A 20472-nucleotide genomic window follows, 5' to 3' on the forward strand; every position below is an offset into this window, starting at 1 on the left:
ATTCGGTCGCTTATTTGTGTAAAGTTAGTTTAGATTCTGCTAAACGAATTACACGATTAGATTAAATATTTATAAATAAATAAGGGTGTACCCTTTACCGAAGCCTTACAGAGGTAAAAAATAAGAATATGAAAAAAGCCTTACTCGTCGTAGATGTTCAAAATGATTTTTGCCAAGACGGATCGTTAGCCGTCCCCAAAAGCAATGAAATTATTCCTTATATCAATCTTCTAATGGAAGAAAACCAGTACGACCAAATTGTATTTTCACAAGATTGGCATCCTGCGAATCACAAAAGCTTTGCTTCCAACAATGGAAAACAAGTGGGGAACACGATCACTCTTAATGGCACTACTCAGTTCATGTGGCCAGATCATTGTGTTCAAAACACCAAGGGAGCTGAATTCCATCCGGAATTAGACCTATCTAAAGCCACTCACATTATACAGAAAGGGAAAAACCCAGAGATTGATAGCTATAGTGCATTTCAAGACAACAATCACTTTGCAAAAACAGGACTTGATGACTATCTCAAATACCATGAAATTCAACTCGTGGAAATCGTAGGCCTGGCTCTAGATTACTGCGTCAAATTCACTGCGATCGATGCCTTTGATTTAGGGTATCTCACTTGTCTACATTTTAATGGAACACGAGCAGTCAATGTAAAACCGGACAATGGACGCGATACCATCTATGAACTTTTAGAAAAGGGAGTTACTATATTGGGGTAAAAAATCTATTTACGAAACAAAAAATGCAGCCCGAGGGTTGCATTTTTTTATTTTCAAAAAGATAGGTTTTTGCCTAGAGCATTTTCAAATTGTTCACCTCTTGTTCCGTTAGAATTCTCCAATGTCCTCTTTTGATATTCTTTTTGGTTAGCCCTGAAAACATTACGCGGTCTAGGGTTTCCACTTCGTATCCTAATTTCTGGAAAATACGACGAATCACGCGATTCCATCCAATGTGAATTTCGATTCCAATCTCATTCTTTGGTTTCCCTTCAATAAAGGAAATGCTATCTACTTCTGCAATACCTTCGTCTAGACGAACTCCTTCAGAAATAATTCTTAAATCGTCCGTAGAAAGTTTACGATCCAAAGTCACGTGGTAGATCTTCTTCACATTAAAAGAAGGGTGAGTCAACTTTTTAGTTAAGTGACCGTCATTGGTTAATAGAATGACCCCCATTGTAGTACGATCTAACCGTCCTACAGGAAAAAGTCGGTAGGGAGAGGCGTTTGCCACTAAATCCATTACGGTTTTACGAGCCTTTTCATCCTTCGTGGTTGAGATATATCCTTTTGGTTTGTTTAAAAGTACATAAACAGGTTTTTCCGGCGTAATGTTCTGACCGTCAAAAACCACTCGGTCCGTTTTCTCGACTTGGTATCCCATCTCCGTTACCACTTTCCCATTCACTTCTACAAGCCCTTGGGTAATGAGTTCGTCCGCTTCTCTTCTAGAACAAATTCCAGAGTTTGCGATGTATTTATTTAAACGGATGGTATCTTTGTGAAGGTCTTTTTCGATTTTCTTTAAACGACGTTGTTGCACAAAATTACGTCCTCTATCCTCTCCTTTGTCGTCTCCTCTAGAAAACGGCTTCCTTGGATATTTCAAATCTCCTTTCGAATATTTATCTCTAGCATCAAACGGCCTTGATCCTCCTCTTTTGGGACGTGCTGAATTAAAGGACTTTGCCTCACCTTTTGTGAAAAGTCTAGGTTCTCTAGAAGTCTGTGGCTCCTTAGGCTCTTTCGCCTCTCTTGAGAAATTGGACTCTCTCGGTTCTTGCGTGCGAGGGCGCCGATCCCCTGAAGGGCTTGGTTTGGAGGGTCTTGGTTTTCTAGGTCTATCCGATTGATTTCGATCTTGGCGCATTTAACTTATATTTTTGCAAAGATAGTGATTTTGAAAATGGCTTTTCAAGATATTTACAATCTGGACAAGAGTCTCTTCTTTGGAATCAAATCTCTACTGCTACTTAGGACTTTATCAAAATAAAAGAGACTGCGTAAAATTTACGCAGTCCTCTATTTGTATAAAAAGATTCAAGTAAATTCTTATCCCTTGAAAGCTTTAATTTTCTCTGTGAGTTTAGGAATAATATCAAAAGCATTGCCTACGACTCCATAATCAGCAGATTTGAAAAACGGTGCTTCTGCATCGTTATTCACCACTACGATGGTTTTCGAAGAGTTTACCCCGGCCAAATGCTGAATCGCACCGGAAATTCCTACTGCGATATACAAATTGGGAGCAATCGCTTTCCCTGTTTGCCCTACGTGTTCACTGTGAGGTCTCCAACCTATATCGGATACAGGTTTTGAACAGGCCGTAGCGGCACCTAGTACTTCTGCAAGCTCTTCAATCATGCCCCAATTTTCAGGTCCTTTCATTCCTCGACCGGCAGAAACCACAATTTCGGCTTCTTTTAAATCTAGCTTTCCAGAAGACTGCTCATGAGAGATCACTTTGGTATCTTCGTTTTGTACACTTAATGCTTTTTCTGTGGTTGAACCTTGCACTGGATTTTCTTTCACTCCATAGGAGTTCTGAGATACGGTTACAATCACCTTATTACTCGTCGCAACCGCGTTCATAATTCCTTTCCCTGAAAACGCTTTACGCTTTACAGTGAAGGGAGAAACACTTGAAGGCGCTTCCATTGCATTGGTAATCAAACTATATTCCTTCGCTACAGATAGCATGGGAGCCACCGAGGAGGCATCCGTCGTGTGAGGGAATACAATTACGGAACCGTCTAGTACTTCCCCAATTGCTTTTGCAACTGCTTTTGCACTAAAATTCTTTAGTCCTTCGTCTTTAATTTCAATGACTTCCGAGGCACCGTAACGGTATAACACATCAGAAGAATCACTCGGGTTAATGGAGATTGCAGTGACACTCTCACCCGATAGGTCTGCAATTGCTTTCCCATAGGAGACGGCCTCAAAAGCTGCTTTTTTATAAACTCCGTTTATTGTTTCTGCGTAGACAAATACTGCCATTTTATTTATTTTTTCTTCGTTAATACTTAGATTAGATTACTTTCGCTTCTTCATGCAAAAGTCTTACTAACTCGTCAAGATTGTCTGGCGAAACCAATTTCACAGCCGCACGAGGCGCTACTCTTTCAAAGGTTTCCGCTTTTACGCGAACGTCTTGTTGCTGGGGTTCTACCACCTCTAAAGGCTTGCTTCTTGCTCCCATAATTCCACGAATATTTGGTATAATCACCTCTTTTTCGTCTACGAGTCCTTTCTGTCCTGCAATAACCGCAGGAAGTTTAACTGAAATGGTTTCTTTTCCCCCTTCAATTTCACGAACGGCTTTAAGCTGCGCTTCTTCTACTTCTAATCCGACGCATGCATTCACAAAAGGAGAATCTAAAAGCTCGGCAAGCATTCCGGGAACGGAGCCTCCATTGTAATCAATAGATTCCTTTCCACACAAAATAAGGTCGTATGAACCTGCCCCCGCCACTTGCGCAAGAGCCTTCGCCGTTGAAAAACTATCTTGAGGATCCAAATTCACGCGTACTGCTTGGTTTGCACCTGTCGCAAGTGCTTTGCGAATAATGGGTTCATTTTCTGCCGGACCCACGTTGACTACGGTGACCTCAGCTCCTGCACTGGTTTGAAGTTGAATGGCTCTACTTAGCGCAAATTCATCTAGAGGGTTAATCACCCACTGAATCCCATTCTTATCAAGAGACTCTCCTCCCGCAGTGAAATTAATTTTCGAAGTAGTATCGGGAACACTACTGATACAGACTAATATTTTCATGTATTTATATGTATTTTAATTGTTGCTAAAATAATAAAAAAAGTCTTATGCATGCATAACAAATTAAAGTTTTACTATTCAGTGCATTACGTTCAAATTTGTTTATTTTAAATCCGGTCGACTTGGCCGAATCTCGATCTTGCTTGGAAGCGCTCTTCGATTCATCTTCAGGATACTTTCAATCAGTTCTCCAAGGTCTTCCGGTTGAATCTTCCAATGGTCTTTCATCGAGGGATCGTTTCCATTAAAATGGGAGGATACGGTTCCGGGCATAATCGTGCAAACACTAATGCCGTATTTCCGTAGATCGAGCATCGCGGCCTGAGTGAATCCCACCACACCAAATTTACTTGCATTGTAGGCTGAACCGTTCTCAAAGAAATTGGTTCCTGCTAGAGAAGAAATACTAATGTAATAGCCTTTGCTTTCTTTCAAGGCTTCTACCGTAGCTTTCAAGGTATAAAACGCACCGGTCAAATTGGTGTCAATCATTTGATTCCATTCCTCGGGGGAAAGTTCATCTACCGGTTTGAAGATTCCGACGCCCGCATTGGCAATGACCACATCAATCCGGCCAAATTTATCTAGAATTGCTTTGACAGCGAGTTCTTCTTTTTCAAAATCCCGAACATCCGAAACCACGCCGATTACGTCCATCGAAATACGACTTAGTTCTAGTGCTATTTTTTGGACGTCCTTTTCATTTCGACCGCTAATGGCCACTTTGTATCCACTTTTAAGCAGAAGCTGCGCCACTCCGTAACCAATTCCTTTGGTGGCTCCGGTAATGTATATCACTTTATTTTCCATGTCCTAAAAATACGAAAAACGCCCCAAAGTAGGGGCGTTTTCCAAGAAATTAATTAAACTTTAACCTTTCGCATAATTTTCAAAGAACAAAGGAATACTCTCAATACCTTTGTAAAAATTAAACAGTCCGTAGTGTTCGTTTGGCGAGTGAATCGCATCGGAATCAAGTCCAAATCCCATAAGAACAGACTTCGCTTCAAGCACTTGTTCAAACATAGCGGTAATCGGGATACTACCTCCGCTTCGGTAAGGAAGAACTTCCTTGCCAAAGGCAGTTTCCATGGCCTGTTTCGCGGCTAAATATTCTTTGGTATCGCTAGGCAGTACATAAGGCATTCCTCCATGATGTGGAGTAACTTTCACCTTTACATTGTCGGGTGCGATTTTATTGAAATACGCAGTGAATTTTTCAGTGATTTCGTCTGGAGTTTGGTACGGAACCAAACGCATCGAAATTTTAGCAAACGCTTTGGATGGGATCACGGTTTTGGCACCCTCGCCTGTGTACCCACCCCAAATGCCATTGCAATCGAGAGTGGGACGAATGGAGGTACGCTCAAGAGTCGTGAATCCTTTTTCTCCTTCCACTCCAGAAAGGCCAATGCTTTGCATGAACTCTTTTGGATTGTCTTTAAGACGATTCATTTCGGCGCGCTCATCGCTGCTTACTTCTAAAACGTTGTCGTAGAATCCGTCAATTTTAATTCTTCCGTCCTGATCAATTAATTCCCCAATCATACGAGAAAGGACATGAATAGGATTTGGAACTGCGCCTCCATAAAGTCCAGAGTGAAGATCTCGGTTGGGTCCCTCCACTTCTACCTCGACATAACTTAGGCCTCTTAATCCTGTGGTCACGGTAGGCTGTTCTCTAGAATAAATATGCGTGTCTGAAATCAGGATGCAGTCGCAAGAAAGTTTATCCGTGTTTTGCTTCACAAATCCTTCTAAACTTTTGCTTCCTACTTCCTCCTCTCCTTCAATAATAAATTTCACATTGCAAGGCAAAGAATCGGTCTTAATCATGGCTTCAAATGCTTTCACATGCATGAAAAATTGCCCTTTGTCATCCGCAGAACCTCTAGCGAACACAGCTCCTTCTGGGTGAAGTTCCGTTTTTTCAATATAAGGTTCGAAAGGGGGTTTTTTCCATAGATCGAGGGGATCTGGCGGTTGCACATCGTAATGCCCATAAACCAATACGGTCGGCAAAGAAGGATCGAGGATTTTTTCCCCGTACACAATGGGATACCCCTCGGTATCGCAAACTTCTACTTGGTCGGCCCCGGCATCTTTTAGGAATTGTGCTACTTTTTCCGCACAATCTAAAACATCTTGGTTGTACGCTGGATCTGCACTAATGGACGCTATTTTCAAGAGTTCGAATAATTCGTCAAGAAAACGCGCTTTGTTTTGCTCAATGTAATTTAAGGTTTGCTGCATTATCAAATATTTACGTAATGTGTAAAAATAGCAAAAATGCCTTGCGGGGGCAAGACATTTCGCGAATATTTATGAGTTTAAACCCCTAACCTGGAAACGAAATCCTTAGGGACTGCTCTTTAAAAGTAAGGAATCTCCTTAGTGTGTAGTAGCCTGAGGTTCTACCTTGGTTGAATCTGCATTCATTGCAGGGGCACTTAAGGTATCTACAGCGATAACCGCAGGTTCCTGTTTCGCTTTACGAGATTCCTCAGAATCGTAACGCTCTACTCCATCCTCCATGGCTAATACTCCTTGATTACCGCCTGCAGCAATTTTTTTACAACTTACTAAAAAGGCACATACGGCCACAGCAAATACTAGTTTTTTCATACAATAGGGATTAAATTTAAGGCCCAAATAGTTTAATACAGGCCCAAATGCATTTCGTTCGCCAAAAGTAAGAAATACTTAAGACTCCGCAAAACGATTAAATTGATTTTAATACTATTTTTCCTTTTCCAGACTGCGTAAAGATAAGGTAATTCACTCCCCCATCTTTCAGTTTGTATTTCTTTTTGATTTCCTCCGGTTTTAAGGGATGATTTTTTGAAATAATATTGAATTGACTGCCTTTGGGTAGCTTAGAGGGATCTGTAATTTCCATGCGCAATACACGTCCTGGAAAGTCCTTTACGAGCCGAGTCGAGGTGTAAAGGTGGGTGTTTTTGGCTAGTTTTTCAAGTCCAAAAACATTTGCGATATGGGAAAAAGCGCCCGATTTCAAAAGGGCATTGTTCGGTATGTATATATACTCTTTCGGCTCACCATATATAGGAGTACACTCAGCATCTTCCCTAGTAAACGTGAAATCCGGTTCGCCCGATTCTAAATTGACGCATTTAAAAAGAACCGATTCTTCTCCAAATTCCTGTTCCATATGAACCAAAACTTCTTTGACTTCATTTTTTACAGCGACAATCTCTATTTTACTCACCTTCTCAAGAACCTCCGTCAAATAAGTAAGGTCAATCAAGGGGGAGAGTTTAACGAGTATTTTTTTTGAACGCTTAAGAAGCAAGGATTGAATCTCTACCAGGTTAGGGGACAAATCTTCAAGCAAAAACACTTTCTTTTTCTGCGCATCTCTACGCGCTGGATCCAGATAAATCAAATCAAAACTTTCATTTGAATGACTTAAAAAATCATGGAGATCGCCCGTTTTAAATTCCGCTTCACGCCCTAGAACTTTCCAATTGTGCTTTACGATTTCAATTAGAGCCGAATCCCTTTCGATTAAAACCCTGCGTGTAAAGTCTTTAGATAAAAAGAAGGAATCAATTCCAAACCCAAGGGTCAAATCCAAAAAGGACTCTCCTTTTCGCCCCCTACTTTTGTACTCCGCTGTGGCTAGGGAAGAGCTTTGTTCTAGATTTAGATGTTCGGGAAACACAATGCCCTCGGTCCGTAAAAACGGATATTTTTTGGCTGCGATTTGCCTGCCCTTAATCTGCACCACGATCTCTCGCATACTCACCTTCTCAAAGGGAGATTTCTTTAGCATCAAAGAGCGCAGATCTTCGTTAGAATGCGTGTCTATAAAAAGTTGAACCTCGGGATCGAGAAGGGAATCGTAGTCCATTTCACCGTGGGAATAGAGGGTAATTGAACTTGATTTAAGGTTCAAACATTTCAGAAAGTCGAACTGCTTTGAGTGAATTCGGACTGTAAAGAGATTCCACCGTGCGAATTACTTCGTGCTTAGGATATAAGTTTACGCCAATGAGCTTAATTCTACCCTCCTGAACCCAACTCTGTTCTTTGCAGGCAGATTGGTAAATCTTCTGGGTAATGGATCCGTTTTCAAAGGCTTTTTCAAATCCGCCCTCCTTTTCGATTTCCAGAAACTCTGCCCATGCTTTTTCACAAAGCTGAAGCGTTAAGTCTTCTACATAATAACTCCCTCCAAGGGCATCCTCAAATACGTTGATGAGACTTTCGTAAGCGAGTACGATTTGCTGTTTGAACCCAATTTCTCGACTCCACTCTGAACCAGACTCAAGTTTATAATCACTAGAATACAGGGCATCGGCGCCCCCTATCATGGCAGAAGAGAGCTCAAGGGTAGAGCGAATTAAATTGTTTTCTATATCCAGTTTGGATTTGTTTCGATTGCTGGTTTGGGCAAATATATAAGGTACTCCCGTCTTGTCATATTCTTGACAGAACTGATTGAAAAGAAGTTTAAGTGCACGAATCTTGGCAATTTCAAAAAAGTAATTGGATCCTACCGAAATGCGAAACAGAACCTCCTCTAGACACTCAGGTCCAAACACCTCAACAAGTTCCTTTAGTTTTCCAAGGCCCACAGCAAGCTGCTGCACCATGGTTGCTCCTGCGTTCTGATAAAGTGTCAAATCGATGCAAAGCGCCCGTTCAAATCCTTTAGCTAAGAACTCTTTGACGAGTTGATCGCTAAGTTTTTGAGTGGACTCCTCAAAAGGTTCTACCAGGGGAAAGACGCGATTTAAGTCCGTCACAATATGCTCGCAAAGCTCTTTGCTCGTTACAAACAAGGTTTTGTCCTCAAGGTCCTCCACATTGTTCTCCAAGGCAAAACTATACACATCTTGCTCTAGACTCTCATGGTAAGGGGCCACCAAACTACTTGACTCTTCAAGTCGGGGCAGTACCGCTCTTTCTTTCTTTTCTTTTGCATAGATAGGCTTGACCACGAGTCCTTCTAAATTCTCTTTGGAAAGACTTTCGTATAAATTCTCAAGGTTTTGCTGTTTTTTTACGAGCTCTTCCCAGGCTTCTATGGAGATAGGTTCAGACATGCACTAAGCTTTAAGAGCACTAACGAGTAGTGGCAGGTTTAATATTACTGGAATCTACGACCAAAATGAAAATCTCCTCGTCGGGTTTACGCATAAAGTAATTCTCTCGTGCGTATTTTTCTTTTTCGTCCTTGTTATTCATTAATTTTCTATAAAACGAATCGTTCTTCTCGTATTCGGTTTTGTAATAGTCAAGTTGGGTTTCGTATTTGTCAATTTCTTTGTTCAAATCATTGATAACCAAATACGACGTACTGTCAAAAAGCGTCATCCAGACCAAAAAAGCCACAATCGTAATAAAATACTTATTCAGTACATACGTCTTCAAAAGCCTTACGGTTTTGGATTTGGGTTTTAGGTCTTTGATTTGCGATTTCGACATTACATAGATTTTTTCAAAGAATTGTTAATCACTGTGGTTAAAAAGTCAATCGCCACATTGTTGTGTTTCATATTGGGAACAATCAAATCCGCTTCGTTTTTTGAGGGCTCAATAAATTCCTTATGCATCGGTTTAAGCGTGGTTTGATAGCGATGCAAAACCTCGTCTAAGTCCCGTCCTCTTTCCTGAGTATCACGGCGAATCCGGCGAATGAGTCTCTCGTCCGAATCGGCATGGACAAACACTTTCAAATCGTATTCTCTGATAAGTTCGGGGTGAGTTAATACCAAAATACCCTCCACAATCAATACATTTTTCGGCTCAATAGTCACATGATCTCCCGTACGGCTGTGCGTCACAAAACTATAGATGGGTTGATCTATGTTTTCTTTGTTTTTTAGTTTCTTTACATGGCTTGTAAGAAGCTCAAAATCGATGGATTTCGGATGATCATAATTCAGCGATTCCCTTTCATGCAGGGAAAGATGCTGGTTGTCATGATAATAATTGTCTTGTGAAAGCACGTTTACGCCTTCTGTGCTAAGTTGTTGAAGAATTTTGTTTACCACTGTGGTTTTTCCACTTCCAGTTCCTCCTGCGATACCTATGACCAGCATGTTTAAATATTTTTTACAAAGATAATATTTTAATTAAAACCAAAGAGACTTTGTCCCTATCTCCTTAGCCAATTCCAAATACATAATGCACCACGGCAAGAACCCGAGCGAAAAACTCTCGCATTTGGTTTCGGTAAAAGCTTTCGGGTCTGGATATATCTTGCGCATCAAAACCCAGGGCATTCATTTTCATATTTCTAGCAAAAAACAAAGCTCTAAAATTGTGGAACCCTTGTGAAACAATAATCACATTGCTTTCTAAATAAAGTTCTTTGCATCGATCGATACTCTCTTTGGTGCTCAGCCCTTTGGAATCTTTTAGAATAATATTTGCAGGGACTCCTTCTTGATATACAAGAAAGTTCTTCATCGCGGTAGGCTCATCGTAGCCTCTGCTTTTCTCGCCACTCACAATAATCCGTTTGATCTTGCCGTGATGGTACAAAAGGGCAGCCGCCTCCATTCTTGCAATAAAATAGGGATTGGCATTGCCGCTCATGGTTTTAGGTGAAGTCCCTAAGACCAGGGCGGAGTTGCGAGGTGGAATTTTTGAAATTTTGGTATAGGTTCTCCCATTGGTTAGGGCAAAAACCCAAACATTGGCAAACATCATCACTAGAACGGCAAGTTCTAAGACTCGAAGCAAAATTTTCAATATGTTTAAAGCGCCTCTCAAAGTTGATCGAAATCTAAGACAATTTTTTCTTTTAACGCGTAAGACATACAGGCTAATATTTGCCCTCTGGACTCTTCGCTTTGGGTTAAATATTCGTTCTCAAGAAGTTCGACTTCTCCTTCCACTAACTTGCATTGACACGACCCACAAATTCCCGATTTACAAGAAAAAGGTAGCTCGAAATTTTGAACGGATAGACTTTGCAGAAGTTTGTTTTTGTTGGAATCCAAATCGGTTTCGTGCCACTGCCCATTGTACAGAAATTTAACATGGACGGGACTAATATGCGGCAGCTCCACCTCGACCGGGTAGATATCTTCGTTATAGGATTCAAAGAGTTCAAAATGGATTTGCTTCTTGGGAATCCCGTTCTCGTAACAGGCTCTAGCGATGGATTTAATCATTTCCCCCTTTCCACAGATGAGCACGTGATCCACCGCATCCCAAAGGGTAGATTCTTCGTCCGTATCATCGATCATCATCACTTGATTAATGATTAAATGCACTTTTTTCGCATCCAGTCTTCCTTCCAAAAAAGCATTTCCAAGCTTTTCCCTCGAATAAAAATAGTGAACGCTAAAGCGCTCTCTGTTTTCCATTTCCAAGGCATCAATTTCCTCTTTGAATGCAACGTCTTTTCTTGTTTTATTGCCATAAAAGAGAAAAAGGCGCGTGCGCGGCTCTGTTTTCAGCAGGGTTTTGAAATGACTTAGGATCGGAGTAATTCCAATGCCCGCTGCGAAGGCCACAATGGTTCTAAACTCATGAGGTTTTGAGACAATCGTAAAGCGTCCTTTAGGCTCGGACACCTCCAAATAACTTCCCACGGGATGCGCATGAATCAAACTACTTGTGGAACTCAGCTCATCGTTTACTTTAATTCCTAGAGTTAAAAAAGACCCTCCGCTCATTCCGGTCATGGAATAATCGTTCAGGTACTTCTCTCCCTTATGCTCATACTCAAGGGTCACATACTGCCCTGCAAGAAATTCAAAATTTGATTGTAATTCCGTCGGGATTTCCAGTTCCAAGGAAAAAGTACTTTTGGTAAGTTGTTGTTTTTTCGTTATTTTTAGCGGGTGAAACACACCCTTTTTGACTTTCTGTAAAGTTGATTCCATAGGTGTAACAAAACTAAGAAAAATTATGAAAAGAATTTGCCTCCTACTTGTAGTATCCCTAAGCTTAGTAGCCTGTAAAAAAGAAACCACCGTGAGCGATGCAGATCTCTCTTCTAGGACTGCCGCGGATTCTGCGGGCGCGCAAACCCAAGCGGTAGCCAGCATTAAAGAAGTTACTCCTCAGGCCTTTAGTGAATCGCTTAAGCTTTCAAACGACACGCTCTATGTAACGAATTTCTTTGCCACTTGGTGTGGACCGTGCGTAAAAGAAATGCCTCACTTCCAAGATAAAATCAAAGAACTTGAGGGGAAAAAAGTAAAATTCACCTTTGTGAGTCTTGATGAAAAATCCGATTGGAACACCAAAGTCCCGGAATTTGGAGACAAGTATCAAATCTTAGACAAGATTGTTTTACTAGACGGCCAGGCTTTGGGTGAAGATTTTTTCAGATCCAACTTTGAGTCATGGGAAGGAGCCTCTATTCCTTTCACTCAGTTCCGTCAGGGAACCCAAAAGAAAGAAATTGTCGGAATGATGACCCAAGAGCATATGCAAGAGCAGTTTTCTGCCTTTACCATCAAGTAACACGGCATCCTTTTACGAAACGAACCCAATTGAAATCCCTCCTGCGAAAACAGTCCCTAAATTTTAAGACTTTATGTCTGCTGCTTGTTGTGCTCGCTTTTGTGGGAGTGGGAAGCAATTTAAGCATTGGGTATTTGGATTTATCGTGGCAGGACTTCTTTTTCTCGACTCCCAACCAAAGCATTGCTTCTCTTCGAATCCATCGGGTTTTGGTTATGATTTTGGCGGGAGTAAGCATTCCCACCGCGGGGTTTTTACTTCAAGAATACTTTCAAAATCCTCTTGCGGGTCCTTCCGTTCTTGGAATCAGTTCGGTGGCTAGTTTGAGCGTTGCGCTTTATATTTTTCTTTCGTACGATCTAGAAGTTCCTGAATTCTTACAAAACGGCTTTATTTCACTCACAGCCATTGTGGGAAGCTTTCTTTTGATGCTCATTCTAATGCTTATCTCTAAGCGCTTTGAGGACCCTTCTTTCTTAATTATTTTTGGGTTCCTGATTTCTGCCTTGGCAGGAGCAGTGGTCTCAGTTCTCCAAGTTTATGCGGACAATCAAAGTTTGAAAAACTACATCCTTTGGAGCTTTGGGGCAAACAATCAAGTCAATCAAAATCAACTTCTGGTTCTCGCTTTCTTTGTAATCCTAGGGTTAGGGGTGAGTTTTCGAGCCATTAAACCTTTGATAGGCAGTTCTCTTGGACTCCCATACGCTCAAAGTCTCGGGGTCAACCTGAACCATTTAAAATACCTCGTGATTTTTGCTTCGTCTCTTTTGTCTGCGAGCGTGACGGCCTTTCTTGGCCCTATACTATTTATAGGAATTGTCGTACCTCATTTTTCAAGGATGCTTTGGAATCCTGCTAAACTATGGCACCAATGGATTTTAAATATGCTAATTGGAGTTCTTATCATGCTAATTTTCTCCAGTATAAGTGAGCTTACACTCTTTCCTATTAATGTGATTACTTCGCTCTTTGGGATTCCAGTAATCTTGCTTATGCTTCTAAAACCGAGAACTTCCTCATGAGCCTAAGTCCTTACATAGAATTAAAAAACGTCTCCATCGGCTATAAATTTCCGCTGATTTCAAAGGTAAATGCTACTCTTTTTCAAGGAGAAGTGGTTCTCTTGGTAGGAAATAACGGAGTGGGAAAAACCACTTTAATGCGTTCGCTCTTAGGACAAATACCTCTTCTTGAAGGAAGCATCCTCATGGAGGGCAAGAACTTAAAAAATTTAAGTTCTGTGCAAAAGGCTCACCATACCGCCGTGGTGTTTTCCAAGTCAAGCGTACCTCCTCAGCTTACTCTCTATGACCTTGTGGCCTTAGGGAAATACATTTACTATCCCTACTACATTAAACTAAGCAAATCTCACCAAGCAGAGGTGCAGGATATTATAGACAAGCTGGGACTTGGATCCTACCAGCATCATTTGCTCTCGCAGCTCTCGGAAGGCAATCTTCAAAAAGCATACATCGCGAGAGCTTTTTGCCAGAACTCGCCTTTTATTTTGCTCGATGAGCCTACGGCGCATTTGGATGAACTCAACAAGATCATGATCTTGAAACTATTAAGAGATCTTGCAAAGACTTACGGGAAGCTAATACTTTTCTCCTCTCATGATTTTCGGTTGGCTAAAGAATTTGCAGACAAAATTTGGCTCATCAAAGATTCTCAATTTTACAGCGGCGTTTCTGAGGATCTACTCTCTCAGCATCAAGAACTCATCCGTCCTCTTCTCTTTGATTTAAACCAAGGCTTTGTTCCTCCGGAGATAGAAGCAGGCCCACTTGAAAAGGAGCTACTCTACTCTTTTTTGCAAAAGCATTTTCAAAGCGATTTTTCTAATTTTAAGTTTCTCCGCTCCGAGGGCCATTGGCAAGTCTATTTCAGGGAAAAAAAGTGGACCTTGTCCTCCTACGAAGATTTGCAGCGGCTTCTATCTACCTTGCTATAAATCAGCCTATTACATACTGCTCTCTAATACTATGCATGCATAGTATTATGCAATTCATACTTTTTAAATACTTGATAATCAACAATTAACAAAAGATTAACATTTAAAATATACTATGCATGCATAAGATTTTCTATATTTGAAATAACCCAATCGCAAATACAATGAGAACGACCTCAAAGGAGAAATCCGACAACATAGATTTGATCTTAAAGTCCACATGGCTCGCAGTTTCCAAGATGTATTCAGACATGGCTTCCGAATACGACTCCACCGCAGTGCAGGCACTCACTTTACTCAAAATAGATCCCAAAGACGGCACCCGAAGCACGAATTTGGGACCCAAAATGGCAATTGAGCCCACTTCCCTCACTCGAATCGTGAAGCTTTTAGAAGACAACGGGTATATATACAAAGAAAAGACGCAGCACGACAAGCGTGAAGTAATTATTAAACTCACGGAGAAAGGACTTCAACACCGGGACATTTCGAAAGATGTCGTTCTTAACTTCAATCAGATTATCGTGGATACAGTAGACAAGGAAAAACTCGATGTTTTTCGAGAAGTGATGTCCACCATCCTACGAACCGCTAAGCAATTAAACAATAAAAAGAAATAAATGAAACGCAGAATCAAACACGTGAGCGTACTTGGATCTGGAATTATGGGATCTGGCATCGCAGCGCATTTCGCCAACATTGGCGTCGAAGTCCTGCTGTTAGACATTGTTCCAAATGAACTCAATGCCGCAGAACAAAAAAAGGGCCTTAGCCTAGAGAGTAAAGCTGTACGTAATCGCATTGCGAACGAAAATTTAGAAAAACTTAAAAAATCAAACCCCGCTTTATTGTATTCCCCTAAATTCGCCTCCCGAATTAAAACGGGTAATTTTGAGGACGATTTAGAAAAGATTAAATCCACCGATTGGATTATTGAAGTGGTTGTGGAACGCATTGACATCAAGCGTTCGGTCTACGAGAAAATCGAACAGCACAGAAAAAAAGGAACTCTGATTTCAAGCAATACTTCGGGTATTCCTATCAACCTTTTGGCTGAGGGTCGTTCCGAGGATTTCAAAGCGCATTTCGCAGGCACCCATTTCTTTAACCCTGTGCGTTATTTACCTCTACTTGAAATTATTCCTACAAAGGATACCCAGAGCGATGTACTTGATTTTTACATGGAGTATGGCGCGAAATACTTAGGCAAAACGACTGTTCTTGCAAAAGACACTCCTGCCTTTATCGCCAACCGTATTGGAGTCTTCTCCATCATGAACTTACTTCATTCGGTCAGCGAACTAGGTTTAAACGTTACAGACATTGATAAACTAACAGGGCCTGTCATCGGTCGACCTAAATCTGCGACCTTTCGAACTGCGGATGTTGTCGGGTTAGATACCTTAGTGCATGTGGCGAAAGGCGTTCACCAAAGTGGAGTGGAACCGAACAATTTCAACGATGTTTTTCAACTTCCTCCCTACATTGAAACGATGATGCAGAATCAGTGGTTAGGATCCAAATCCGGCCAAGGCTTCTTCAAAAAAGTAAAAAATCAGGACGGTTCCTCAGAAATCCTAGGCTTAAACCTCCAAACCATGGAGTACGAAGCGCAAGCAAAATCCAGTTTCCCGACCCTTGAACTCACCAAAGCAATTGACCGCCCCATTGACCGATTTAAAGTCTTAATTGGCGGAAAAGACAAAGCAGCTGAATTGTACCGAAAATCCTTCGGTTCCCTATTCGCTTATGTTTCTCATAAAATTCCAGAGATTTCGGACGATCTATATAAAATTGACGATGCCATGAGAGCCGGGTTTGGATGGGAAAACGGTCCGTTTGAGATTTGGGATGCCATTGGCGTAGAAAAAGGGGCAGCCCTTGCAAAAGAAGCAGGATATGAAGTCGCTCCTTGGGTTCAAAATGTCAAGTCATTTTACCAAGTCGACGGCCAAGGACACAAACAGTTCTATACGCAAGAAAATGAATCTTACAAAGGAGTCCCAGGACAAGAATCCTTTATTATCCTTGACAACATCCGAAAAGAAAAAACGCTTTGGAGCAATTCAGGATCGGCGATTGTAGATTTGGGGGACGGAGTAATCAATTTTGAAATCCGGTCAAAAATGAATTCCTTAGGAGGCGAAGTTCTGGACGGACTAAACCGCGCCATTGAATTAGCGGAGAAAGACTACGAAGCCCTCGTAGTGGGTAACCAGGGGACGAATTTTTCTGTGGGAGCCAATCTAGCTATGATCCTAATGATGGCTATCGAACAAGATTGGGACGATTTGAATATGGCCATTGCGTACTTCCAAAAATCCATGATGAGAGTTCGCTATTCCAGTGTTCCCGTCGTGGTTGCTCCCCATGGGATGACCCTTGGTGGTGGATGTGAAATGACCATGCACGCGGACCGAGTGGTCGCGGCAGCAGAAACCTACATCGGTCTTGTGGAAACAGGAGTCGGTGTAATCCCTGGCGGAGGTGGAACCAAAGAGTTCACTTTAAGAACCTCAAAAGAATTCAGCAAAGACGATGTGAAAACAAACCGTCTGCGCGATGTCTTTATGAACATCGCTATGGGAAAAGTAGCCACTTCTGCGTACGAAGCCTATGATATGGGAATTTTAGAACCTCACAAAGACCTTGTGGTGGTAGACAAAAACCGACAAATCAAGGAAGCGAAAAAAGTCGCTCTGCTTCTTGCCGAGCAGGGCTATACTCAGCCAATTGAACAAACGGTAACGGTGCTTGGAAAAGATGCCCTCGGAATGTTCTACGTAGGGACCGACCAAATGCTTGCAGGACGTTATATTTCAGAGCACGATAAAAAGATTGCGGACAAATTAGGTTACGTGATGGTCGGAGGAAACCTTTCTGAACCTACAGCCGTGAGTGAGCAGTACCTCTTAAACCTGGAACGTGAGACCTTCCTACAGCTCTGTGGGGAACGCAAAACGCTTGAGCGTATCCAGTATATGTTACAAAAAGGGAAACCACTTCGTAATTAATCTTTCATCTTAAAGAACAAAAAAATGTCAAAAGCAGCATATATCGTAAAAGGCTATAGAACAGCCGTAGGAAAAGCGCCCAAAGGAAGTCTGAGGTTCACAAGACCCGACGTGATGGCCGCAAGAGTAATTGAAAAACTAATGGCAGAATTGCCCGGTTTAGACAAAAACAGAATCGACGATTTAATCGTAGGAAATGCCATGCCTGAAGCGGAACAAGGGTTAAATGTCGCTCGTTTGATTTCCCTCATGGGACTTAACACCGAAAAGGTACCTGGAGTGACAGTCAATCGCTACTGCGCCTCGGGTTCAGAAGCCATTGCTATTGCAAGTGCTAAAATCCAGGCCGGTATGGCCGATTGCATTATCGCAGGAGGTACGGAAAGTATGAGTTACATTCCGATGGGAGGCTACAAGCCTGTGCCTGAAGCTGACATGGCCAAAGCCAATCCGGATTACTATTGGGGAATGGGCTACACGGCAGAAGCGGTAGCCACTCAATTTAACATTTCTCGTGAGCAGCAAGATGAGTTTTCATTCCGTTCGCATCAAAAAGCGCTCAATGCACTGGCCGAAGGGAAATTTGAAAGTCAGATAGTTCCTTTGCCCGTCGAGTATACTTTTTTGGATGAGAACCAAAAGGTGCAAACCAAAAAGTTTGATTTCAAACAAGACGAGGGTCCACGAAAGGACACTTCCATGGAAGGACTTGCTAGACTTCGCCCTGTTTTCGCTAACGGAGGTAGTGTCACGGCAGGAAATTCATCTCAAATGTCTGACGGAGCTGCCTTCGTGATGGTTATGTCAGAAGACATGGTAAAAGAACTTGGTCTTGAACCTCAAGCGAGATTGGTGGCCTACGCGGCCGCGGGGTTAGAACCAAGAATCATGGGGATGGGTCCTTTGTACGCGGTTCCAAAAGCCTTAAAGCAGGCAGGTCTTTCCTTACAAGACATGGACCTTATTGAACTGAACGAAGCTTTCGCTTCTCAATCCGTTGCACTAATTAAAGAACTGGATCTAAATCCAGACATTTTAAATGTCAACGGTGGAGCCATTGCACTTGGACACCCGCTTGGTTGCACAGGAACGAAACTTACCGTGCAACTAATGAACGAAATGAAAGCCCGAGGAGGTAAATACGGAATGGTGACCATGTGCGTAGGAACCGGACAGGGCGCAGCCTCTATTTTTGAAATACTATAACGAATAAAAAGTAAAAACAATGAGCGATACTGAAAACCGCACAATAAAAGGGGGTGAATTCCTAATCAAGGACATCCCAGCAGAAGAAATTTTCTCACTAGAGGAACTGTCTGAAGAACAAAAAATGCTACGCGATTCGCTAAAGGAATACATGGAGCGCGAGGTCGACACAAAAAGAGAACGATTTGAGAAGAAAGATTATGCTCTGACTGAGGAGTGTATGAAACAACTTGGAGAACTTGGAGCTTTAGGAATTGCCGTTCCCGAGGTGTACGGGGGACTTGAAATGGGCTTTGTCACCACGATGCTTGTCTGCGATGTGGTCTCAGGTTCAAACGGTTCTTTGGCCACTGCCTACGGTGCTCATACCGGAATTGGAACCCTTCCTATCCTACTCTATGGAACGGAGGAGCAAAAACAAAAATACTTACCGGCTCTCGCTACGGGAGAAAAATTTGGTGCTTACTGTTTGACAGAACCGGACGCCGGATCAGATGCTAATTCGGGCAAAACTAGAGCAAAGCTCTCCGCAGACGGAACTCATTATCTTGTGACAGGACAAAAAATGTGGATATCGAATGCAGGTTTTGCGGATACTTTTACTTTTTTTGCCAAAATTGAAGACGATAAAAACATCACCGGCTTTGTGATCAATCGATCCGAACTAGAAAATCCAGAAAGTCTTACTTTGGGAGAAGAAGAACACAAACTAGGAATTCGCTCCTCTTCGACTCGTCAGGTCTTTTTCAATGAAATGAAAGTTCCTGTAGAGAATTTACTGGGAGAAAGAAACAATGGATTTAAAATTGCCCTAAACGCACTTAATGCAGGGCGTATCAAATTAGGTGCTGCCAATTTAGATGGACAAAGACGCATTACGAATCTTTCTATTGCGTATGCAAAGGAAAGAAAGCAGTTCGGCGTATCGATTTCTACCTTTGGAGCTATTCGTAAAAAAATAGCAGAAATGACTACGGGTATTTTTGTTTCTGAGGCCGCCGCGTACCGCGCAGCGAAAAATGTAGAGGACAAAATTAAAGAGAATGCCGCCTCTGGAATGGACCACCAGAAAGCGGAATTAAAAGCTTTAGAAGAGTTTGCCGTAGAATGTTCTATCTTGAAGGTTTACATTTCGGATTTAACTCAACACATCGCCGACGAAGGAATTCAGATATACGGTGGAATGGGCTTCTCCGAAGACACACCAATGGAAGCGGCATGGCGTGATTCCCGTATCGGTAGAATCTACGAGGGTACGAATGAAATCAACCGTCTACTGGCCGTAGGGATGCTTATCAAAAAAGCAATGAAAGGCGAACTTGATTTGCTCAACCCTGCCATGGCTATCGGAAAAGAACTCATGGGAATTCCATCGTTTGAGGTTCCCGATTTCTCCGAATATATGTCAGAAGAAAAAGCGGTGCTTCATAACTTAAAGAAAGTCTTTTTAATGGTTTCAGGAGCTGCTCTTCAAAAATACATGACGGAGATCGAAAACCAACAGCACTTGCTTCTGAATGCCTCTGAAATCTTAAACCAGATATACATCGCTGAATCCGCTATTCTACGAGCTGAAAAGCATTTTGCAAGCGATTCTGTAGAAGCGAGCATGGCTAGACTAAATCTTTACAAAGCCGTAGAAAAGACCATCGTAGCTGCAAAAGAAGGAATTGTTTCGTTTGCAGAAGGTGACGAACAGCGTATGATGCTTTCAGGGCTTAGACGATTTACAAAATACACAAACACACCAAATGTTGTGGAGTTAACCGAGAAAATTGCGGCGCACTTCATTGACAAAGGAGCTTACTAAAAACGAGTTATCCTTTTCGAAAATTGTAGTAGCCGCCTCCGTATTGGGGCGGCTACTTACTTTTATATCTCTGGTTTTACCCGTTCCATCTACGGCGTAGCCTTCTATGGGTAAGCTCCTCCAAAAAACAGTACGGTCTCTAAGTATAAAATTTAATTACCTTTTTAGGTATTAACTTGGTAAGAAGAATTAAAGTGAAAAATTTGAATTTAGAATAAAATAGCATTGCATATTAC

The 20472-nt window shown here is 41.9% G+C and carries 19 protein-coding genes and 1 pseudogene; 8 read left to right on the plus strand and 12 right to left on the minus strand.

Translation table 11 applies throughout. The features are described from left to right. The first annotated feature begins 128 nt into the window (after positions 1-128). Complete coding sequence (gene pncA / locus ACX3PZ_RS09010) at positions 129-734, plus strand: bifunctional nicotinamidase/pyrazinamidase (protein ID WP_459112600.1); 606 nt, start codon at positions 129-131, stop codon at positions 732-734. Positions 735-807: 73 nt separating this feature from the next. Here the strand turns inward: pncA and ACX3PZ_RS09015 are convergent, their stop codons facing one another. The 12 genes and pseudogenes from ACX3PZ_RS09015 to ACX3PZ_RS09070 form a co-directional block, all read right to left on the minus strand. Beyond that, positions 808-1887: a pseudouridine synthase gene (locus ACX3PZ_RS09015; RefSeq protein ID WP_459084083.1), complete on the minus strand. Its 1080-nt coding sequence runs from the start codon at positions 1885-1887 to the stop codon at positions 808-810. Positions 1888-2069: 182 nt separating this feature from the next. Further along, positions 2070-3017 (minus strand): electron transfer flavoprotein subunit alpha/FixB family protein, encoded by a 948-nt coding sequence (locus tag ACX3PZ_RS09020; RefSeq protein WP_459112601.1) that lies wholly within the window; start codon positions 3015-3017, stop codon positions 2070-2072. A gap of 31 nt (positions 3018-3048) precedes the next feature. Next, the gene (locus tag ACX3PZ_RS09025) at positions 3049-3795 is read right to left on the minus strand and encodes an electron transfer flavoprotein subunit beta/FixA family protein (protein ID WP_459084085.1); all 747 of its coding nucleotides are present in this window, start codon (positions 3793-3795) and stop codon (positions 3049-3051) included. 102 nt (positions 3796-3897) lie between these two features. Continuing rightward, positions 3898-4605: an SDR family oxidoreductase gene (locus ACX3PZ_RS09030; protein WP_459084086.1), complete on the minus strand. Its 708-nt coding sequence runs from the start codon at positions 4603-4605 to the stop codon at positions 3898-3900. A 60-nt stretch (positions 4606-4665) separates the two neighbouring features. Beyond that, complete coding sequence (locus tag ACX3PZ_RS09035; RefSeq protein WP_459084087.1) at positions 4666-6048, minus strand: dipeptidase; 1383 nt, start codon at positions 6046-6048, stop codon at positions 4666-4668. Positions 6049-6186: 138 nt separating this feature from the next. Further along, the gene (locus ACX3PZ_RS09040) at positions 6187-6420 is read right to left on the minus strand and encodes a hypothetical protein (protein ID WP_459084088.1); all 234 of its coding nucleotides are present in this window, start codon (positions 6418-6420) and stop codon (positions 6187-6189) included. Positions 6421-6517: 97 nt separating this feature from the next. After that, entirely contained in the window at positions 6518-7669 is a 1152-nt protein-coding gene (locus tag ACX3PZ_RS09045) for a THUMP-like domain-containing protein (RefSeq protein WP_459112602.1), read from the minus strand. Between the two features lie 34 nt (positions 7670-7703). Beyond that, entirely contained in the window at positions 7704-8867 is a 1164-nt protein-coding gene (locus tag ACX3PZ_RS09050; RefSeq protein WP_459112603.1) for a methylmalonyl-CoA mutase family protein, read from the minus strand. A gap of 19 nt (positions 8868-8886) precedes the next feature. Then, the gene (locus ACX3PZ_RS09055; RefSeq protein ID WP_459084091.1) at positions 8887-9249 is read right to left on the minus strand and encodes an FtsB family cell division protein; all 363 of its coding nucleotides are present in this window, start codon (positions 9247-9249) and stop codon (positions 8887-8889) included. Continuing rightward, positions 9249-9881, minus strand: a pseudogene (gene udk, locus ACX3PZ_RS09060) (uridine kinase); the annotation flags it as partial. The gene ACX3PZ_RS09055 and the pseudogene udk, both read right to left, overlap by 1 nt. A 49-nt stretch (positions 9882-9930) precedes the next feature. Further along, positions 9931-10542: a SanA/YdcF family protein gene (locus ACX3PZ_RS09065; protein WP_459084092.1), complete on the minus strand. Its 612-nt coding sequence runs from the start codon at positions 10540-10542 to the stop codon at positions 9931-9933. After that, positions 10539-11663 carry a 2Fe-2S iron-sulfur cluster-binding protein gene (locus ACX3PZ_RS09070; RefSeq protein WP_459084094.1) on the minus strand — a complete coding sequence of 375 codons (1125 nt, stop codon included), beginning with the start codon at positions 11661-11663 and terminating at the stop codon, positions 10539-10541. The genes ACX3PZ_RS09065 and ACX3PZ_RS09070 overlap by 4 nt, the downstream gene beginning before the upstream one ends. A 25-nt stretch (positions 11664-11688) precedes the next feature. Here ACX3PZ_RS09070 and ACX3PZ_RS09075 point away from each other — a divergent pair, with 25 nt between their 5' ends. The 7 genes from ACX3PZ_RS09075 (at position 11689) to ACX3PZ_RS09105 (ending at position 20236) form a co-directional block, all read left to right on the plus strand. Next, a complete protein-coding gene (locus ACX3PZ_RS09075) occupies positions 11689-12249 on the plus strand; it encodes a TlpA disulfide reductase family protein (RefSeq protein ID WP_459084095.1) in 561 nt (186 codons plus the stop codon). A 29-nt stretch (positions 12250-12278) separates the two neighbouring features. Next, a complete protein-coding gene (locus ACX3PZ_RS09080) occupies positions 12279-13274 on the plus strand; it encodes an iron chelate uptake ABC transporter family permease subunit (protein WP_459112604.1) in 996 nt (331 codons plus the stop codon). Continuing rightward, positions 13271-14206: an ABC transporter ATP-binding protein gene (locus tag ACX3PZ_RS09085; protein WP_459112605.1), complete on the plus strand. Its 936-nt coding sequence runs from the start codon at positions 13271-13273 to the stop codon at positions 14204-14206. The genes ACX3PZ_RS09080 and ACX3PZ_RS09085 overlap by 4 nt, the downstream gene beginning before the upstream one ends. A gap of 164 nt (positions 14207-14370) precedes the next feature. After that, entirely contained in the window at positions 14371-14826 is a 456-nt protein-coding gene (locus ACX3PZ_RS09090; RefSeq protein WP_459112606.1) for a MarR family winged helix-turn-helix transcriptional regulator, read from the plus strand. Then, entirely contained in the window at positions 14827-17220 is a 2394-nt protein-coding gene (locus tag ACX3PZ_RS09095) for a 3-hydroxyacyl-CoA dehydrogenase/enoyl-CoA hydratase family protein (protein WP_459112607.1), read from the plus strand. 24 nt (positions 17221-17244) lie between these two features. Then, positions 17245-18426 carry a thiolase family protein gene (locus ACX3PZ_RS09100; protein WP_459084100.1) on the plus strand — a complete coding sequence of 394 codons (1182 nt, stop codon included), beginning with the start codon at positions 17245-17247 and terminating at the stop codon, positions 18424-18426. A gap of 19 nt (positions 18427-18445) precedes the next feature. Continuing rightward, positions 18446-20236, plus strand: a complete 1791-nt coding sequence (locus ACX3PZ_RS09105) for an acyl-CoA dehydrogenase family protein (protein WP_459084101.1) — start codon at positions 18446-18448, stop codon at positions 20234-20236. Positions 20237-20472: the final 236 nt, after the last annotated feature.

It is taken from the genome of Chryseobacterium sp. A321 (assembly GCF_054489265.1).